Origin of the sequence: Streptomyces fuscigenes, assembly GCF_021556455.1 — a bacterium.
In the GTDB taxonomy this organism is placed as follows: domain Bacteria; phylum Actinomycetota; class Actinomycetes; order Streptomycetales; family Streptomycetaceae; genus Streptomyces; species Streptomyces fuscigenes.
This window is the reverse complement of sequence record NZ_JAKGCV010000080.1, coordinates 1-17,563: the sequence shown is the minus strand read 5'-3', so window position 1 is coordinate 17,563 and position 17,563 is coordinate 1. Positions and strand designations below refer to the sequence as shown.

Genomic DNA, 17,563 nt, shown 5'->3' with positions numbered 1-17,563 from the left:
GCGGCCCCACCGCGGTGGGTGCCGGCTGCGGGTCCTCGGGGCCGGGCTCCGCCGTGCCGTCGCTCGTGGGGGGCCGCCCGGCCGGGGCCCGGGGACCGGTCGGGCGCCGGGGGGACCGGTGGGGGCAGCACCGCTGCCGGGGGCACGAGGGAGCGGTCCGCCAGGGAGCGGCCCGCGAGGCAGGGCCTAGGGCGCCCGTCGGTCGCGGACGCCGAGACCCTCGTCGTCCGAGTCCGTCCACAGCGCGCTGTTGTACGGGGTGTCGGGGATGGCGACCAGGTCGACGCGGTCGGCGGAGCGGGGCCCGGCCCCGTCCTCGGGCAGGCGCGCGAGGCTCTGTTCCAGGCGTCCGACCGTGCGGACCAGATCGTCGAGGCAGCGCCGTACAGCGGTGAGTTCGTCCTGCAGGGACATCTCGTTCCCTCATTTCCGCGCTCGCGGTGGCATGCGGGGTCGCCGGGGGTGCGGCCCCGGGCGGCTCTGTCCGCGCGTAAAGGAGTGTTCCGCGTCACATCCCGCTTGGGAAGACCGCGTGCGCGAATGGGCCGCACGGGTGGCGTTGGGGGCGCGTGCCGCCGTGTCGCCCGCCCCCCGCCCGTACGGACCCCTTCAGTGGACGGACATAGGTGTGATCATCTCTAAATTCCACAAAACAGGATGAAGAGGTACAAGTCATGTCCCAGGTCGGCGCCCCACGCGGGAGGACGTGCTCCGGGCGGACATGCCCCCGGACGTTCCGCTCCGTCGCGCTCCTCACCACCGGTGTCCTCGCCCTGCCCGTCCTGTCCGGCTGCAGTTCGGACCACGACAACGGCAACGCCGCGGCGGTCGACATCTCGCCGGCCGCGCGCGAATCGCTCGCCCAGGGCGGCACGCTGAAGTGGGCCGTCGACACGGTGCCGGCGACGCTCAACGCCTTCCAGGCGGACGCCGACGCCACGACGGAGCGGGTCGCGGGAGCCGTCCTGCCGTCCCTCTTCACCCTGGACAAGAACGGGGCCCCGAAGGTCGACTCGGACTACGTGGAGTCCGCGAAGATCGTCGGCCACGAGCCCAAGCAGGTCGTGGAGTACAAGCTGAACCAGGCCGCCGTCTGGAGCGACGGCCGGGAGATCGGCGCCCCCGACTTCCTCGCCCAGTGGCAGGCGCTGCGCGGCCGCAACTCCGCGTTCTGGACGGCACGCAACGCCGGCTACGACCGGATCGAGAAGATCCAGCGCGGCAAGGACGACCTGGACGTCAAGATCACCTTCAGCAAGCCCTACGCGGACTGGAAGTCCCTCTTCACGCCCCTGTACCCGAAGGACGTGATGGCCACCCCGAGCGCCTTCAACGACGGCGCCCGGGCGGCCCTGAAGACCACTGCGGGCCCCTTCCAGGTCAAGTCCGTCGACCGGAAGAAGAAGGAGACGACCCTCGTCCGCAACGCGCACTGGTGGGGCAAGCCCGCGAAGCTCGACTCGATCGTGCTGCGCGCCGTCCCGATGGACGCGCGCGCGACGCAGCTCGCCGCGGGCGGCCTCGACGTGGCCGACGTCGACACCGGGGTGGCGGAGCGCGTGTCCTCCGCGGCCGGTCCCGGGGGAGTGGCGGCCAGCCCGTCCGGCGGCCCCCGCGGGGCGCAGGGCGCCCAGGGCCAGAACGCCGCGAAGCCCAACGCCAAGGAGCGGGCGGAGGAGGCGCGCCGCCTGCGCGCGGCCAAGGCCGCCACCGCGGCGCAGGCCGCGAAGCTGAAGGGCGACGAGCTCGCCGCCTTCCGGGCCGAGCAGAAGTCGCTCAAGAACTTCTCCGTGCGCAAGTCGCTGGAGCCCGCGTACACGCAGCTCGCGATGAACGGGGAGACCGGGCCGCTCGCCGACGACCGCGTACGGCGCGCCGTCGCCCGCGCGATCAACCGGCAGAAGCTCGCCGACACGGTGCTCAAGCCGCTGGGCCTGCCGGCCAAGACGCTCGGCAGCCACCTCGCCGTCGCCGGCCAGCCCGCCTACGCGGACGCCAGCGACGCCCTCGGCAAGCCGGACGCGCACGAGGCGCAGGCGCTGCTCGCGGACGCCGGCTGGACGCCGGAGGGCGCCCGCGAGGTTCCGAAGAACAGCACGAAGGCCGGCAGCGAGGGCAAGAAGACCGACGCCGACGCCGACGGCAAGAAGGCCGACGAGAAGAAGGCCGACGAGAAGAAGGGGTCGGCCGGCTCGAAGACGGACGACGCCACGAAGGCCGGCAAGGCGACGAAGTCCGGCGAGCCCGACGCGAAGAAGTCCGGCGAGGCGAAGAAGTCCGACGCCGGGAAGGACGAGAAGCAGTCGGACGAGAAGAAGCCCGACGCCGGGAAGTCCGGCGGGAGCGCGGCCGACGACAAGCCCGCGGAGCAGCAGCCCGGCGGGATGGCCGGCGCCTACGCCCCGCGCGGCACCGCGGTCCCCACGGCCACGGCCTCGGCCACGGCCACGGCCACGCACGCGGCCGGCACGGCCGCGAAGGGCGGGCCGCTCGGCAAGGACGGCAGGCCGCTGACGCTCCGCTTCGTCCTGCCCGCGGGCCCGGGCTCCGAGCAGCTGCGCACCGTCGGCACGCGGATCGGCGCGATGCTCGAGAAGGTCGGCATCAAGACCGAGATCACCAAGGTCCCGGACAGCAGCTTCTTCAAGGACTACATCGCCTCGGGCTCCTACGACCTGGCGCTGTACTCCTGGCCCGCCAGCGCCTACCCCGCCACCGACGGCCGCCCGATCTACGCCAAGCCGCAGCCGGCCGCCGACGGCTCGCTCATGGTGGAGCAGAACTACACGCGCGTCGGCACGGACCGTATCAACCAGCTCTTCGACCAGGCGACGGGCGAGCTCGACCAGGGCAAGGAGGACGCGCTGCTGAAGCAGGCGGACGCGCGCATCTGGGCCGCGGCCGGCTCCATCCCGCTCTACCAGCGCCCGCAGCTGGTGGCCGCGAAGAACGACGTGCGCAACGTGGGAGCCTTCGGCTTCCAGACGCCGCGCTACCAGGACATCGGCTTCACCACCCTCAAGGGCCACTCGGGGGCCGAGGCCGAGAAGGCGACGGCGAAGGCCGACGCCTCCGCGAAGGCGAAGAGCAAGGACACCGACTCGGGCGACGAGGACTCCTCGGGCGACGACGGGTCCTGAGCCCAGGGGGCGTACGGCCCCGGTCGAGCTCTCCCCGGGCCCGGCCGGGGCCGTACGCGTGCGCGGGGGAGCGTGACCGGGGAGCGGGCCGTGCGGCCGGCGCCCCACGCGCGCCCTCCCGCGCCACCCGCCCCGGCCCCGCCCCCGACCTGAAGATCCGAGGAAGAAAAGACGACCCGGCGGGGCTCGCGCCGGGAACCGCGGAGGAAGAATTCGGCCGGGTCCCCGCAGGAGCGGCCTTCCGCGCCGAAACCGCTTGCATGCACGGCCTCCCGGCGGGCAGGCTCGTCACCGAGTCCCCGACGAGTCCACGACCCGAGCCCGCCCAGGACCCGACGGCGCCCCGCGCCCCCCGTGCACCTCTGAGCCCCGCCACCGGCCCGTACGCCCCCGGGCCCCATGCCCCACCGGTCACCCCGGCCACCCCCGCCCCGCGAGTCGGCCCCGGCCCCTCCGAGCGGCGGCGTTCCGCCCCGCGGGAGCGCCCGCGCGGCGATCCGCGGGCGCGCGCCCCGGCGTGCTCCGGGCCCCGCCCCGGCGGCCGGGCGGGCCCCGACTCCCGCGGCCCCGTTACGATGGACACAGCCGTGGCCTGTCGCCCGGCGGGCGGACGGGCCAGACCGACAGCCGCCTCATCCCACGATCGAGAGAAGCGCCAGTCAGCATGCCCACGCGCCACGACATCCGTAACGTCGCCATCGTCGCCCACGTCGACCATGGCAAGACCACTCTGGTCGACGCCATGCTGAAGCAGGCCGGCGCGTTCGCCGCGCACGCCGCCGAGCATCTCGACGAGCGGATGATGGACTCGAACGACCTGGAGCGTGAGAAGGGCATCACGATCCTGGCCAAGAACACCGCCGTGAAGTACCACCCGAAGGATGGCGGCGACGTCATCACCATCAACATCATCGACACCCCCGGCCACGCCGACTTCGGCGGCGAGGTCGAGCGCGGCCTGTCGATGGTCGACGCGGTGGTGCTGCTGGTCGACGCCTCCGAGGGACCCCTCCCGCAGACCCGGTTCGTCCTGCGCAAGGCGCTCGCCGCGCGGATGCCGGTCATCCTGTGCATCAACAAGACGGACCGCCCCGACTCCCGGATCGCCGAGGTCGTCGACGAGACGTACGACCTGTTCCTGGACCTGGACGCGGACGAGGACCAGATCGAGTTCCCGATCGTCTACGCCTGCGCCCGTGACGGCGTCGCGTCGCTGACGAAGCCGGAGGACGGCACGGTCCCGGCGGACAGCACCAACCTGGAGCCCTTCTTCTCCACGATCCTGGAGCACGTCCCGGCCCCCGAGTACGACGAGGAGGCTCCGCTCCAGGCCCACGTCACCAACCTCGACGCCGACAACTTCCTCGGCCGCATCGCGCTGTGCCGCGTCGAGCAGGGCGAGCTGAAGAAGGGCCAGACCGTCACGTGGATCAAGCGTGACGGCACGATGTCCAACGTCCGCATCACCGAGCTGCTGATGACCGAGGCGCTGACCCGCAAGCCCGCCGAGAAGGCCGGCCCCGGCGACATCTGCGCCATCGCGGGCATCCCGGACATCATGATCGGCGAGACGCTGGCCGACACCGAGAACCCGATCGCCCTGCCGCTGATCACGGTCGACGAGCCGGCCATCTCCATGACGATCGGCACCAACACCTCGCCGCTCGTCGGCAAGGGCGGCAAGGGCCACAAGGTCACGGCCCGCCAGGTCAAGGACCGCCTCGACCGCGAACTGATCGGCAACGTCTCGCTGCGCGTCCTGGACACCGAGCGCCCCGACGCCTGGGAGGTGCAGGGCCGCGGTGAGCTGGCGCTGGCCATCCTGGTCGAGCAGATGCGCCGCGAGGGCTTCGAGCTGACCGTCGGCAAGCCGGAGGTCGTCACCAAGCAGATCGACGGCAAGACGCACGAGCCCATCGAGCGCATGACGATCGACAGCCCCGAGGAGCACCTCGGCGCGATCACGCAGCTCATGGCGACCCGCAAGGGGCGCATGGAGACCATGACGAACCACGGCTCCGGCTGGGTCCGCATGGAGTGGATCGTCCCGTCCCGCGGCCTGATCGGCTTCCGCACGGAGTTCCTCACCCAGACCCGCGGCACGGGCATCGCGCACTCCCTCTTCGAGGGCCACGAGCCGTGGTTCGGCGAGCTGCGCACCCGCCACAACGGTTCGCTCGTCGCCGACCGCTCCGGTGTCGTGACGCCGTTCGCGATGGTCAACCTCCAGGAGCGCGGCGTCATCTTCACCGAGGCCGGCACCGAGGTCTACGAGGGCATGATCATCGGTGAGAACTCGCGCGCCGACGACATGGACGTGAACATCACCAAGGAGAAGAAGCTCACCAACATGCGGGCCGCCTCCGCCGACACCACCGAGAACGTGGTCCCGGCGCGGAAGCTGTCGCTGGAGCAGTCCCTGGAGTTCTGCCGCGACGACGAGTGCGTCGAGGTCACCCCCGAGACCGTCCGTATCCGCAAGGTCGTCCTCGACCAGAAGGAGCGCGGCCGCGCCGCCTCGCGCGCCAAGCACTCCTGACGCCCGGCGGGGCGCCCGGAGGGCGTCCTTCCGGTCTGGCCCGCGGGCCCGCCGGCCCGGAGGCCGCGTCGCGCGGCCACGGTGCCCCAGGAGCGTCTGTCCGGCCCCGTCGCACGGCTTTCCCGTGCGGCGGGGCCGGACCGTTTCCTACAAGGCTTTCGGGGCGGTGGGCAAATCATTTTTTCCTGAACGGTGTCCGCATTCCGGACGTCGCTCTCCGAAACATATGTTAACGGTCCGTTTCGGGGGTGTCTGTCTGGGCTGAGTTTGTCCGGATTTCGGGCGGGGACCCTCGGCTGATGTTGTCAAAACGAGACCCTTTAAGTGTGGTTTACGGCCCGGACGTACTTAATAGTTGGCTCCATTGAGCTCGGGTCAATGGGTCATGCGCTGTGGGGGGCGACGACTCACGAGCACACTGAGGGCAGGCAACTGGCGCGCCGGCACCGCTGAGTCAGCGCGCGTAGACGACTGCCCTTCTCGTAAGTGACAAGTGGACTCATGAGGAGGACCCCATGCGCGGTGCCATACGCACCACACGGGTCGGGCGCGCGATGGTGATCCCCGCGGGGGAAGTGCGATCGTGACAAGTCCAGTTCAGACCGAAGACACCTCGGTCCCCGGCGGGTCCGGTCCCGACGTCCTGACGAAGGACGGCGCCCAGGAGACGAAGGCCAGTGAGGGCCTGTCTCCCGGTCAGTTGATGTGGATGCGCTTCAAGCGCGACCGCACCGGGATCATTTCGGCCTGTGTCGTGATCTTCTTCTTCCTGATCGCGATCCTCGCCCCCGTCATCAGCAAGCTGTACGGGAAGGATCCGTACACGCTCTACGGGCAGAACAGCCTGACCCTGCTCAACGAGTTCAACATGCCCTCCGGCTCGTTCGGCGGCGCGTCCGGCAGTCACTGGTTCGGCATCGAGCCGAACCTCGGCCGCGACGTGTTCATGCAACTGCTGTACGGCATGCGCACATCCATCTACACGGCACTCGGCGCGACCCTGGTCGTCGTGATCCTCGGCGTTCTGATCGGCCTGCTGGGCGGCTACCTCGGCGGCGCCGTGGACTTCTGGCTGGGCCGGTTCACCGACCTCCTGCTCGGCTTCCCCTCGCAGCTGTTCATGATCGCCTCGATGCCCGTCATCACGGCCGCGTTCGTCAAGCCGGACGAGAACACCCCGGTATGGCTACGCGCCGGCGCGATCATCTTCGTCACCGGCATCCTCGGTTGGATGGGCCTCGCCCGCCTGATCCGGGCCGCCACCCTGACGATGCGCGACCGCGAGTTCGTGGAGGCGGCGAAGATCTCCGGTGCCTCGCCCTGGCGCATCATCCGCAAGGAGCTGCTGCCGAACCTCTGGTCACCGATCCTGGTCCAGGCGACGCTCCAGCTGCCGTCGAACGTGCTGAACGTCGCGTTCCTCTCCTTCGTCGGTGTCGGCTTCGTCGAGCCGACCCCGGACTGGGGGCGCATGTTCTCGAACGGTGCGGGATTCATCCAGCAGGACCCGGCCTACATGCTCTACCCGGGCGCCGCGATGGTCATCTTCGTACTGGCCTTCAATCTCCTCGGCGACTCCGTCCGAGACGCCTTCGACCCGAAGTCCGGGCGCTGACAATCCCGTCGGCACCCCGCTGAGGGGATTGCTGCACCGGTCGCCGGATTCAGGCCGCGCGCACGAGCAGCACAGCCCGATCACTACTGACAGATAGGTACTCACCACCATGAGGATCTTTGGTTCGCGCAGAGCCCAGGCCGCGCTCATAGCGGTGGCCGCGGGATCGCTGGCGCTCACCGCGTGCGGGGGCAACGACGGGGGCGGCAAGGGGCAGCCCAAGGCGCAGACCCAGTCCGACGCGAAGAAGCTGAGCCAGCCGGTCGCGTTCGGCGACGCCCAGGCCTCCACGGGCCCGGCCCCGGCGGTGGCCGGTGCGCACAGCGGCGGCACCATGCAGGTCTACCAGCAGGCCGACTTCTCGCACCTCGACCCCGGTCAGACCTACGTCAGTGACGGCAAGGTCCTCGACCGCCTGCTCCAGCGCGGTCTGACGCAGTACTCCCAGGACGCCAGCGGCAAGCTCACCGTCGTCGGCGACCTCGCCACCGACTCGGGCAAGCAGTCCGACGGCGGCAAGACCTGGACGTACACGCTGAAGGACGGCATCAAGGACCAGAACGGCAACGCGATCACGTCGGCGACCATCCGCCACTCGATCGAGCGCCTCTACGCGTCCTTCGAGACCGACGGCCCGACGTACGTGCAGCAGTGGCTGTCCGGCGCCGGCACCACGTACCGCAAGGCCCTCCCGGGCGGCGGCTACGACGGCAAGCACCTGCCCGACTCGGTGCTCGCGACGCCCGACGCGAAGACCATCGTCTTCCACTTCAAGACGGCGGAGCCCGACCTGCCGCAGGCGCTCACCATGCCCGGCTACTCGGCCGTCCCGATCAAGGGCGACACGAAGCAGAAGTACGACCAGATGCCGCTGTCGACCGGTCCCTACAAGATCGGCGACTACAAGCCCGGCAAGTCGATGACGCTGGTCAAGAACCCGCAGTGGGACCCGAAGACGGACTCGGTGCGCCACCAGTACGTGGACGGCTTCAACATCCAGGTCAACGTCCAGAACGAGGACCAGACGAAGTCGATCCTCGCCGACCGCGGCACGGACAAGAACGCCATGCAGTGGACCGGCGCCGTCGAGACCACGCAGGTCCCGAACGTGACCGGCAGCAAGGCCGCGATGGCCCGCACGATCCAGGGCTACCAGCCCTACGTGTGGCAGATGAACTTCAACATGGACCGCATCAAGGACAAGCGGATCCGTGACGCCATCACGTACGCCATGCCGAGCGCCCAGATCTACAAGCTCGACGGCGGCTCGTTCGGTGGCGAGGTGGCCAACAGCCTCCTGGCGCCGACCGTTCCCGGCTTCGACGCGAAGTACGACCCGTACGGCAAGCTGAAGAAGCCCAACGGTGACCTCGCCAAGGCGAAGTCGCTCATCAAGGCCGCGCACGCCGAGGGCAAGAAGGTCGTCTACGCGTACGCCAACACCCAGATCCGCCAGCAGCAGTCGGTGATCATCACCAACATGCTCAAGGCGATCGGCCTCGACCCCGTCACGAAGGAGGTCGACAACCAGAGCTGGTACGAGCAGATGGGCAAGCTCAAGAACGGCATGGACCTCTACATGACCGGTTGGGGCCAGGACTGGCCGTCGGCCTCCACGGTCATCCCGCCGACGTACGACGGTTCGAACCTCCAGGACGGTTCTTCGGACTACTCGCACATCAACGACCCGAAGGTCAACGCGGACATCGCGGCTGCCCAGAAGATCACCGACCCGACCAAGGCGCAGGCTGACTGGGCGGCGATCAACAAGGACATCATGGAGCGGGTCAACCCGGCCGCCCCGGTGTACTACACCAAGACGTTCCAGATCTTCGGATCCAACGTCGGTGGTCTGCGCTACTCGAACGACTCGAACGAGGTCGACGTGACGCAGGTCTTCCTGAAGAAGTAACCCCTTCAGGGAGCAACAGCCTGTAAGCCCCGCCCCGATGGTGCGCACCCGGCGGAGTGCGCGCCATCGGGGTACCGGGTCAGTTTTTTCGAGTCCCTGAGTTTTTCGACTCCTCACAGCAGCCGCCGTCCTGAGAGCAGCGACCCAGCCATGCTTCAATTCCTCATTCGCCGGACGTTCGGCGCCGTCCTGATCCTCATATTGATCAGTGCGATCACGTACTTCATGTTCTTCGCCATCCCGCAGGACCCGGCGACGCTGGCGTGCGGCAAGAACTGCACCCCGGACGCGCTGGCGATTGTCCGCAGGAACCTCGGCACCGACCAGCCCGTGTACCTCCAGTACTGGCACTACGTGGTCGGCATCGTCATGGGACGCGTCCAGGGCGGCAGCCACTGCCCCGCGCCGTGCCTCGGCATCTCCTTCGCGAACGGCCAGAACGTCTGGGACACGATCCTGGACCGCTTCCCGCTGACGCTCTCGCTGATGATCGGCGGCGCCGCCGTCTTCCTGGTCGTCGGCCTCGGTGCCGGCATGCTGGCCGCCTACAAGAAGGGCACGCTGGTCGACAAGGTCTTCAGCGGCGGCTCGCTGGTGCTCAGCTCGTTCCAGATCTACTTCCTCGGCCCGCTGGTGATGCTGGCGCTCGTCTTCTCCACCGGCTGGCTCGACAAGCCCTCGTACACTCCCTTCACCGAGAACCCGGTCCAGTGGTTCACCGGCCTGCTCATCCCCTGGGCGGTCATGGCGACGATCTTCACGGCGCAGTACACCCGTATGTCGCGCTCCTCGATGATCGAGCAGCTCCAGGAGGAGCACGTCAGGGCGGCCCGGGCGAAGGGCATGTCCGCGAAGTACGTGTTCTTCCGGTACGCGTGGCGCGGTTCGCTGATCCCGATCATCACCATCCTCGGTATCGACATCGGCGCCCTGTTCGGCGGCGGCATCGTCACCGAGGTCACGTTCGACCTCGCGGGAGTCGGCAGGCTCGCCCGTGACTCGGTGATCCAGAAGGACCTGCCCACGACCCTGGGTGTGATGCTGTTCAGCTCCGCCTTCATCCTGCTGTGCAACATCGTCGTGGACGCGTGCTACGCGCTCATCGACCCGCGCGTACGGCTGTCCTAGGAGTAACGACAGTGACCACACTCACCAAGCCCGAGGGCGCTCCGGTGCCGACCTCGTCCGACCCGTTCCTCTCGGTGCGCGACCTCAACGTGCGCTTCTCCACCGAGGGCGGCATCGTCAAGGCCGTGAACGGGCTCTCCTTCGAGCTGGAGCGCGGCAAGACGCTCGGCATCGTCGGCGAGTCGGGTTCCGGCAAGTCGGTGACGAACCTGTCGATCCTGGGTCTGCACGCCCCCGAGACCACCACGGTCGAGGGCGAGATCTGGGTCGACGGCCAGGACGTCACGGACCTGTCGCGCAAGGAGCTCGAAGGCCTGCGCGGCAACAAGATCGCGATGATCTTCCAGGACGCGCTCACCGCGCTCTCGCCGTACTACACGGTGGGCCGGCAGATCGCCGAGCCGTACCGCAAGCACACGGGCGCGTCGAAGTCCGAGGCGCGGGCGCGGGCCATCGAGATGCTGGGCAAGGTCGGCATCCCCGACCCGAAGAACCGCGTCGACGACTACCCGCACCAGTTCTCGGGCGGTATGCGCCAGCGCGCGATGATCGCCATGTCCCTGGTGTGCAACCCGTCGCTGCTGATCGCGGACGAGCCCACCACGGCGCTCGACGTGACGGTCCAGGCGCAGATCCTCGACCTGCTCAAGGACCTCCAGCAGGAGTTCGGCTCCGCGATCATCCTGATCACGCACGACCTCGGCGTGGTGGCCAACACCGCGGACGACATCCTGGTGATGTACGCGGGACGCGCCGTCGAGCGCGGCACGACCCGCGAGGTCCTCAAGTCGCCGCAGCACCCGTACACCTGGGGCCTGCTGTCCTCGATGCCGGGCCTGACCGGCGACGTGGACGAACCGCTGCGGCCCATCCCCGGATCCCCGCCCAGCCTGCTCAACCCGCCGTCCGGCTGCCCGTTCCACCCGCGGTGCGAGTTCGTCGACCTGGTCGGGGGCGACCGCTGCTCCGGCGAGCGGCCGGCGCTTCCTGCGGGACGCGGTTCCGCCTGCCACCTCACGGCAGAGCAGAAGCGCCAAGTGTTCATAGAGAAGATTCAGCCCCGGCTGGGCTGACGTACCGGCGACTGGGGCTAACACCATGAGCGAGAACAAGACGACCACGGCGGTCACCGACAAGGCGGCACCCGCCGAGGGCAGGCCGCTGCTCGAAGTCAAGGGCCTGACCAAGCACTTCCCGATCTACGGCGGGTTCCCCTTCAAGCGGCAGGTCGGCGCGGTCCAGGCCGTGGACGGCGTCACGCTCGACGTCTTCCCCGGCGAGAGCCTCGGCCTCGTGGGGGAGTCGGGCTGCGGCAAGTCGACGACGGGCCGGATGCTGACGCGGCTCCTGGAGCCGACCGGCGGGACCATCACCTACGACGGCCGCGACATCACGCACGCGGGCCGCAAGGAACTGGCGCCCATCCGGTCCGAGATCCAGATGATCTTCCAGGACCCGTACGCGTCCCTCAACCCCCGCCAGACGGTCGGCAAGATCATCTCCGGCCCGATGGAGATCAACGGCATCAACCCGCCCGGTGGCCGCGAGGCACGGGTGCGGGAGCTGCTGGAGACCGTGGGCCTGAACCCGGAGCACTACAACCGCTTCCCGCACGAGTTCTCGGGCGGCCAGCGGCAGCGCATCGGGGTCGCCAGGGCGCTCGCCCTGGAGCCGAAGCTGATCATCGCCGACGAGCCGGTCTCCGCGCTCGACGTGTCGATCCAGGCGCAGGTCGTCAACCTGCTCCAGGAGCTCCAGCGGGAGCGCGGCATCGCCTTCGTCTTCATCGCCCACGACCTGTCGATCGTGCGGCACTTCTCGCAGCGCGTCGCGGTGATGTACCTCGGCAAGGTCGTCGAGATCGCCGACCGCGACACGCTGTACGAAGGCCCCCGCCACCCGTACACGCACGCCCTGCTGTCCGCGGTGCCCGAGACGGACATCGACGCGCAGAAGCGCGAGCGCATCCGGCTCGTCGGCGACGTCCCGTCGCCGATCATGCCGCCGTCCGGCTGCCGCTTCCGCACGCGCTGCTGGAAGGCGCAGGACAAGTGCGCGACCGAGGAGCCGCCGCTGGTGCAGATCAGCGGCAACAAGCCCGGTCACCTGACGGCCTGCCACTTCCCGGAGGACCCGACGACCGCGGCCGCCGACCGCAAGGAGGACGTGGTCATGGACCCCGCCCTGCAGGCCCTGGAGAAGGACGTCAAGCACGCCTGAGGTCCCGCCTCGCGCTGCCGCTCGTCACGACGGCCCCGCCCGCCCCGGTCACCGGGGGGAGCGGGGCCGTCGCCGTGCCGCGGGCGGGCCCGGCAGGGGCGTATTGCCGGCGGGCGCGTCCGGGGCGCGTCCGGGGCGTCCGGGGCACGATCGCGGGCGGGCGCGTCGGCCGGGGCATGCCGCCGACGGCGGGTCCGGCCCGGGCATGCCGCCCGGCGGGCGCGTCCGGCCCGGGCCCCGGTTTCCGTCAGAGCCAGCCCTTGTCCCGGGCCGTGCGGACCGCCTCGGCCCGGTTGCGGACGGCGAGCTTCTGGATCGCCGTCGAGAGGTAGTTGCGCACCGTGCCCTGCGAGAGGTGCAGCGCCAGGGCGAGTTCCGCGTTGGTCGCCCCGCCGGCGGCTGCGGCCAGCACCTCGCGCTCCCGGTCCGTCAGGGGGTTCGCGCCCTCGGCCAGCGCGGCGGCGGCGAGCGTCGGGTCGATGACGCGCTCCCCGGCCAGCACCCGCCGCACGGCGGCGGCCAGTTCGGACGCCGGGGCGTCCTTCACCAGGAACGCCACCGCGCCGGCCTCCATGGCCCGGCGCAGGTAACCCGGCCTGCCGAACGTCGTCAGGACCACCACCCGCACCGACGGCAGCGCGGCGGCCAGTTCGGCCGCCGCCTCGATGCCCGTCATCCCGGGCATCTCGATGTCCAGCAGGGCCACGTCGATCGCGTGCGCCCGCGCCGCCGCCACCACCTCGTCGCCCCGGGGGACCTGGGCGACCACCTCCATGTCGGGTTCCAGCCCGAGCAGCGCGGCGAGGGCCTCGCGGACCATGGACTGGTCCTCGGCGAGAAGGATCCTGATCTGCTCGCTCATGCACCGGATCCTGTCAGATCGCGCCGCCGGGCGGAGCCAGCGGTACGCGCATCGCCAGCGTGAGGCCGGAGCGCGACGAGCGCAGGTCCAGCGTCCCCCCGGCGCGGTCGAGCCGCTCCCCGAGCCCCGTCAGTCCGTTGCCCTTCGGGGCGGCCCCGGTGCCCCGCCCGTCGTCCTCCACCGTGAGCTGGAGGAAGGGCCCGTCGAGCGTCTGGCGCGGCGTCAGCACGACGTCGCAGTGCCGGGCCCCGCTGTGCCGCACCACGTTGGTGACGGCCTCCCGCAGCGACCATGCAAGCGCCTCCTCCGAAGGGCCCTCCAACGTGCCCGGCAGGTCCCCGGGCAGCTCCGCCGGCAGCCGCCCCTCGATCCCTGCGACGGCCAGTGTCGTACGGGCACCGGCCAGTTCGCCCGAGAGCGTCAGCCTGCGGTAGCCGCTCACGGCCTCCCGCACGTCCGTCAGGGCCTGCCGGCTGACCCGTTCGATGTCCCCGACCTGCTCGGCGGCCCGGTCGGGGTGGTCCGGCAGCATCCGGCCCGCCAGCTCGCTCTTGAGCGTGATCAGCGAGAGCGAGTGGCCCAGCAGGTCGTGCAGGTCGCGGGCCATCCGCAGGCGTTCCTCGTTGGCCGCGAGCGTCGCGACCGTGGCCCGGGCCTCCCGCAACTCCCGCATCGTGCGCACCAGCTGGCTCACGCCCGTCATCGCGAAGCCCCCGAGCAGCGCGGGGATCACGAGCGACGGCACGAAGTCCTTGTCGCCGTGGGACTGCGTCCCCACCAGCAGCATCGTGACCACCGTCAGCGGGATGGCCACCGCCGACTGCCGGATCGGCAGCGCGGCCCCCGCCGACACCGACACGTAGACGAACAGCACCAGCCACGGCGTCCCCATGGTCAGCGACAGGCACAGGGCGAGGACGAACACCCCCGCCAGCAGGATCCGTACCGTGCGCTGCGTGAAGTGGCGGCCCGTGTGGCGGAAGACGAGGGCCAGGTACGCGCCGACGAACGCCAGCAGCCCGCAGACCGCGAGGACCAGGGACCACCAGGAGTGCCCGCCCTCCCAGAGGTCGGATGCGGGCGCGCCGAGGTAGGCGAGCCAGATGCCCGTCCAGGCCAGCTTGACGAGCGCCTGGCGGCGGTTCTCCGGCGGCCGCCCGATGGGCACGCCGGAGCCGTCGTCCCGTGCCGCGCCGGTGTCCGCGGTCCGCTGCGTGCTCACGCCTTCCTGGTGTCCTTCCGGTACAGCCACGCGGCGCCCGCGGAGAACACGACGAAGTAGCCGACGATGATGGCCACGTCCTTGGCGTGCGGTGCGCCGCCCAGCTCGATGGCCTGGCCGAGCCCCGCGTACGCGTGGGTCGGCAGCCAGACCGTGATGTCCTGGAGCCACTGAGGATAGGTCGTCGTGGGCAGCCAGAGCCCCCCGAGGATCGACAGGCCGAAGTAGATGATCATCGTGATCGGCCGGACGGCGTCACCCGTCGCCAGGTAGCCGATGGCCACGCCGAGCGCCGCGAAGCACAGGCTGCCGGCCCAGATCACGCCGGTGAGCGCGAGCCACTGCCACACCTCCAGGTGGATGTGCTTGATGGCCGACGCGAGCAGGAACACGATGATGATCGACGGGAGGCTGACCACCGCCGCGCTGGCGATCTTCGACAGGACGTAGCCGCGGCCCGGCAGCGCGGTCAGCCGCAGCTGGCGCACCCAGCCCTTCTCCCGCTCCTTGGCGATCCGCTCGCTGTTGCCCATGAGGACGGCCGTCAGCGCGCCGAAGGAGGCCATCGCGACCATGTAGAACGCGCCGAGGGTCAGGCCGCCGGTGCCTTGGATCGTGGTGTTGTCCTGCGGACCCGCGATGACGAGGAACAGGCCCGCCGGATAGATCACGGAGAAGAACATGAACTTGCGGTTGCGCAGGGTGCGGGTGATCTCGAGCTTCGTCAGCGCGCCGTACGAAAGGTTCAGCATCATGCGGTCCTGGCCTCCTCGGCCTCGGTGATGGCCACGAACGCCTGCTCGAGACCGAGCCCGGCGACCTCCAGATTGCGGGGGTAGAGCCCCAGCCCGTACAGGGCGTGCACCGTCGCGTCCGCGTCGTGCGACTGGATGCGCACCGTCGTGCCCGACACCGTCAGGGCGCCGAGGAACGGCAGGGTCCGCAGCGCCTGCTCGTCGATCGTGCCCTCCAGGTCGAAGGCGATGCGCCGGGCGCCCGCCTTCGCCTTGATCTCCGCGGCCGTGCCGTCCGCGAGGAGCCGGCCCTTGTGCAGGACGAGGACCCGGTCGGCGATCGCGTCGGCCTCCTCCAGGTAGTGCGTCGCGAACAGGACCGTACGGCCCTGGTCGGCCTGCTCGCGCATGGTCGACCAGAAGGCCTGGCGCGCCGTCACGTCCATGCCGGTCGTCGGCTCGTCCAGCACGATCAGGTCGTTCGCCCCGGCCGTCGCCAGCGCGAAGCGCACGCGCTGCTCCTGGCCGCCGGAGAGCTTGTCGACCATGCGGTCACCGATCTGGGCGATGCCCGCCCGGGCCAGCACGTCGGCCACCGGGTGCGGCTTCGGGTGGAGGTCGCACGCGAGCTTCACGATCTCGCGGACCTTCACGCCCTCCATCAGCCCGCCCGACTGCAGCATCGCGCCGACGCGGCCGGCGGCGATGGCGCCCTGCGGGCTGCTGCCGTACACGCTGACCGTGCCGCTGTCGGGCCTGCGCAGCCCGAGCAGCAGGTCGAGGGTGGAGGACTTGCCCGCGCCGTTGGGGCCGAGCAGGGCCACCGTCTCGCCGGCGTGCAGGTCGAGCGTGAGGCCGTCCACGGCGGTGACCGCGCCGTAGGTCTTCGAGACATTGGCGAAGGTGACCACCGCGGTGGCCCCCGGAGCTGGGGTCTTCATGGGTCCATCCTGGCCGCCGCCCCGAGCGGCCCGGCAGTGCCGAATGTGCACCGGCCCGGCATGACGGATGTCATGCCGGGCCGGTGACGGCGCTTGCGGGGAGCGGCTCCGGCCCGCGTCGCCGCTGTCGGGCCGGTGATCGGGACGGCTGCCGGGCGGCGACGCGCCCGGCGCCGGGCCGGCGCGCCCGCCCACCGGGCCTGCGGGCCCCGGCGGCCGGTGCGCGCGGCCCGTGGGACTCAGCCCGACGTCGTCGGCTTGCCGATCTCCTGCACGCGCTGGTCGGGCGTCTTGCCGCGCAGCGCCACGCGCAGCGTGTCCGCCACGTCCTGCGGGGTGACCGCGGTCCGGGAGCCGTCGGCCCGCTTGACCGTCACGCCGTCGAACGCGGAACCGTACGCGGCCTTCAGCGCCTTCAGGTCGTAGCTGTCCACGAGCTTCCCGTCGACGGCCTTCATCGAGAGGATCTTCGGCAGCGACAGCTGGCCGAACGGCACCGACGCCCCGCCCGCCTTGATCGTGACGATGCCGGACATCGCGGGCTGAGCGAACTCCTTCATCGCGCGATCGATCTCGGCCTGGCTTATCGTCGGCTGCTGCTCCACCGTCGGCAGCGAGACGGCGACCGGCCGGCCCGTCTCCACCTGGTTGCGGTAGGCGTCCCGCACCGACTGCTTGGCGCGGCCCACGTCCAGCCCCGTGCCCGCCTTGCCCGCCACGGCCTTGGGCTCGCCCGTGTCGAACGTGATGGTGCCCTCGCGGGCCGAGCCCAGCGACTGCGCCATCCCGCTCAGGGCGGCCGTCAGCTTCTCGTCGTCCAGCGGCATCACCGGGTCGACGGGCCGCGGCCTGCCGAACAGCGAACCGATCACGTCGACCGGGTCGTAGTCCGGTCCCGCCGCCGACTCGACCGTCGCCTGGTCGTCCAGCGTCAGGCCCGCGTTCTGCGGGGACAGGGCCTGGCTCTTGCCGCCGACGGTCAGCTTCAGCGGCATCGTCGCCCGCTTGCCCAGCGACTTCTCCAGGGTGTCCACGGCTTGGTCCTTCGTGCTGCCGCCGATGCCGACGCCGAGCACGGTGGTGCCCTTGGGCACGTCGGCGTGGTTCATCACCAGCCCGGCGCCGTACAGGCCGCCCGCCACCACGAGCACCGCGACCACCGCGAGGACCAGCTTCGAGCGGCCCTTCTTCTTCGGGGCGGGTGCGGGTGCCGCCTTGGCCGGCGCGGGCGCCGGGGCGGCCGGGCCGGC

General features: G+C 70.6%; 12 protein-coding genes and 1 pseudogene. 7 read left to right on the top strand and 6 right to left on the bottom strand.

Annotated elements, in window-relative coordinates; all coding sequences use genetic code 11:
• Nucleotides 1-186: 186 nt before the first annotated feature.
• Nucleotides 187-414, bottom strand: a complete 228-nt coding sequence (locus L1885_RS10215; RefSeq protein WP_235796718.1) for an Rv0250c family protein — start codon at nucleotides 412-414, stop codon at nucleotides 187-189.
• Nucleotides 415-674: 260 nt separating this feature from the next.
• On the opposite strand from L1885_RS10215, the gene L1885_RS10210 reads away from it, so the two are divergent.
• From L1885_RS10210 to L1885_RS10180, 7 genes are all read left to right on the top strand, one after another.
• Complete coding sequence (locus L1885_RS10210) at nucleotides 675-3,140, top strand: ABC transporter family substrate-binding protein (RefSeq protein WP_235796717.1); 2,466 nt, start codon at nucleotides 675-677, stop codon at nucleotides 3,138-3,140.
• A gap of 664 nt (nucleotides 3,141-3,804) precedes the next feature.
• Nucleotides 3,805-5,679, top strand: coding sequence for a translational GTPase TypA (gene typA / locus L1885_RS10205; protein WP_235796715.1), 1,875 nt, complete (start codon nucleotides 3,805-3,807; stop codon nucleotides 5,677-5,679).
• 583 nt (nucleotides 5,680-6,262) lie between these two features.
• Nucleotides 6,263-7,294, top strand: coding sequence for an ABC transporter permease (locus tag L1885_RS10200; protein WP_372481905.1), 1,032 nt, complete (start codon nucleotides 6,263-6,265; stop codon nucleotides 7,292-7,294).
• A 109-nt stretch (nucleotides 7,295-7,403) separates the two neighbouring features.
• On the top strand, nucleotides 7,404-9,206 hold the full coding sequence (locus tag L1885_RS10195; protein WP_235796714.1) for an ABC transporter substrate-binding protein: 1,803 nt from the start codon (nucleotides 7,404-7,406) through the stop codon (nucleotides 9,204-9,206).
• Between the two features lie 150 nt (nucleotides 9,207-9,356).
• Nucleotides 9,357-10,334, top strand: coding sequence for an ABC transporter permease (locus L1885_RS10190; protein ID WP_235796713.1), 978 nt, complete (start codon nucleotides 9,357-9,359; stop codon nucleotides 10,332-10,334).
• Nucleotides 10,335-10,345: 11 nt separating this feature from the next.
• Entirely contained in the window at nucleotides 10,346-11,407 is a 1,062-nt protein-coding gene (locus L1885_RS10185) for an ABC transporter ATP-binding protein (RefSeq protein WP_235796712.1), read from the top strand.
• Between the two features lie 25 nt (nucleotides 11,408-11,432).
• Nucleotides 11,433-12,554 (top strand): ABC transporter ATP-binding protein, encoded by a 1,122-nt coding sequence (locus L1885_RS10180; protein ID WP_235796711.1) that lies wholly within the window; start codon nucleotides 11,433-11,435, stop codon nucleotides 12,552-12,554.
• Nucleotides 12,555-12,801: 247 nt separating this feature from the next.
• On the opposite strand, the gene L1885_RS10175 is transcribed toward L1885_RS10180, so the two are convergent.
• From L1885_RS10175 to L1885_RS10155, 5 genes and pseudogenes are all read right to left on the bottom strand, one after another.
• Nucleotides 12,802-13,416: a response regulator transcription factor gene (locus L1885_RS10175; protein ID WP_235796708.1), complete on the bottom strand. Its 615-nt coding sequence runs from the start codon at nucleotides 13,414-13,416 to the stop codon at nucleotides 12,802-12,804.
• 13 nt (nucleotides 13,417-13,429) lie between these two features.
• Nucleotides 13,430-14,638, bottom strand: a complete 1,209-nt coding sequence (locus L1885_RS10170) for a sensor histidine kinase (RefSeq protein WP_235796707.1) — start codon at nucleotides 14,636-14,638, stop codon at nucleotides 13,430-13,432.
• Nucleotides 14,635-15,390: an ABC transporter permease gene (locus L1885_RS10165; protein ID WP_235796719.1), complete on the bottom strand. Its 756-nt coding sequence runs from the start codon at nucleotides 15,388-15,390 to the stop codon at nucleotides 14,635-14,637. Before L1885_RS10165 ends, L1885_RS10170 begins: the two co-directional genes overlap by 4 nt.
• Nucleotides 15,390-16,313, bottom strand: a complete 924-nt coding sequence (locus tag L1885_RS10160; protein ID WP_235796706.1) for an ABC transporter ATP-binding protein — start codon at nucleotides 16,311-16,313, stop codon at nucleotides 15,390-15,392. Before L1885_RS10160 ends, L1885_RS10165 begins: the two co-directional genes overlap by 1 nt.
• 239 nt (nucleotides 16,314-16,552) lie before the next feature.
• Nucleotides 16,553-17,563: pseudogene (locus L1885_RS10155) on the bottom strand (hypothetical protein); the annotation flags it as partial.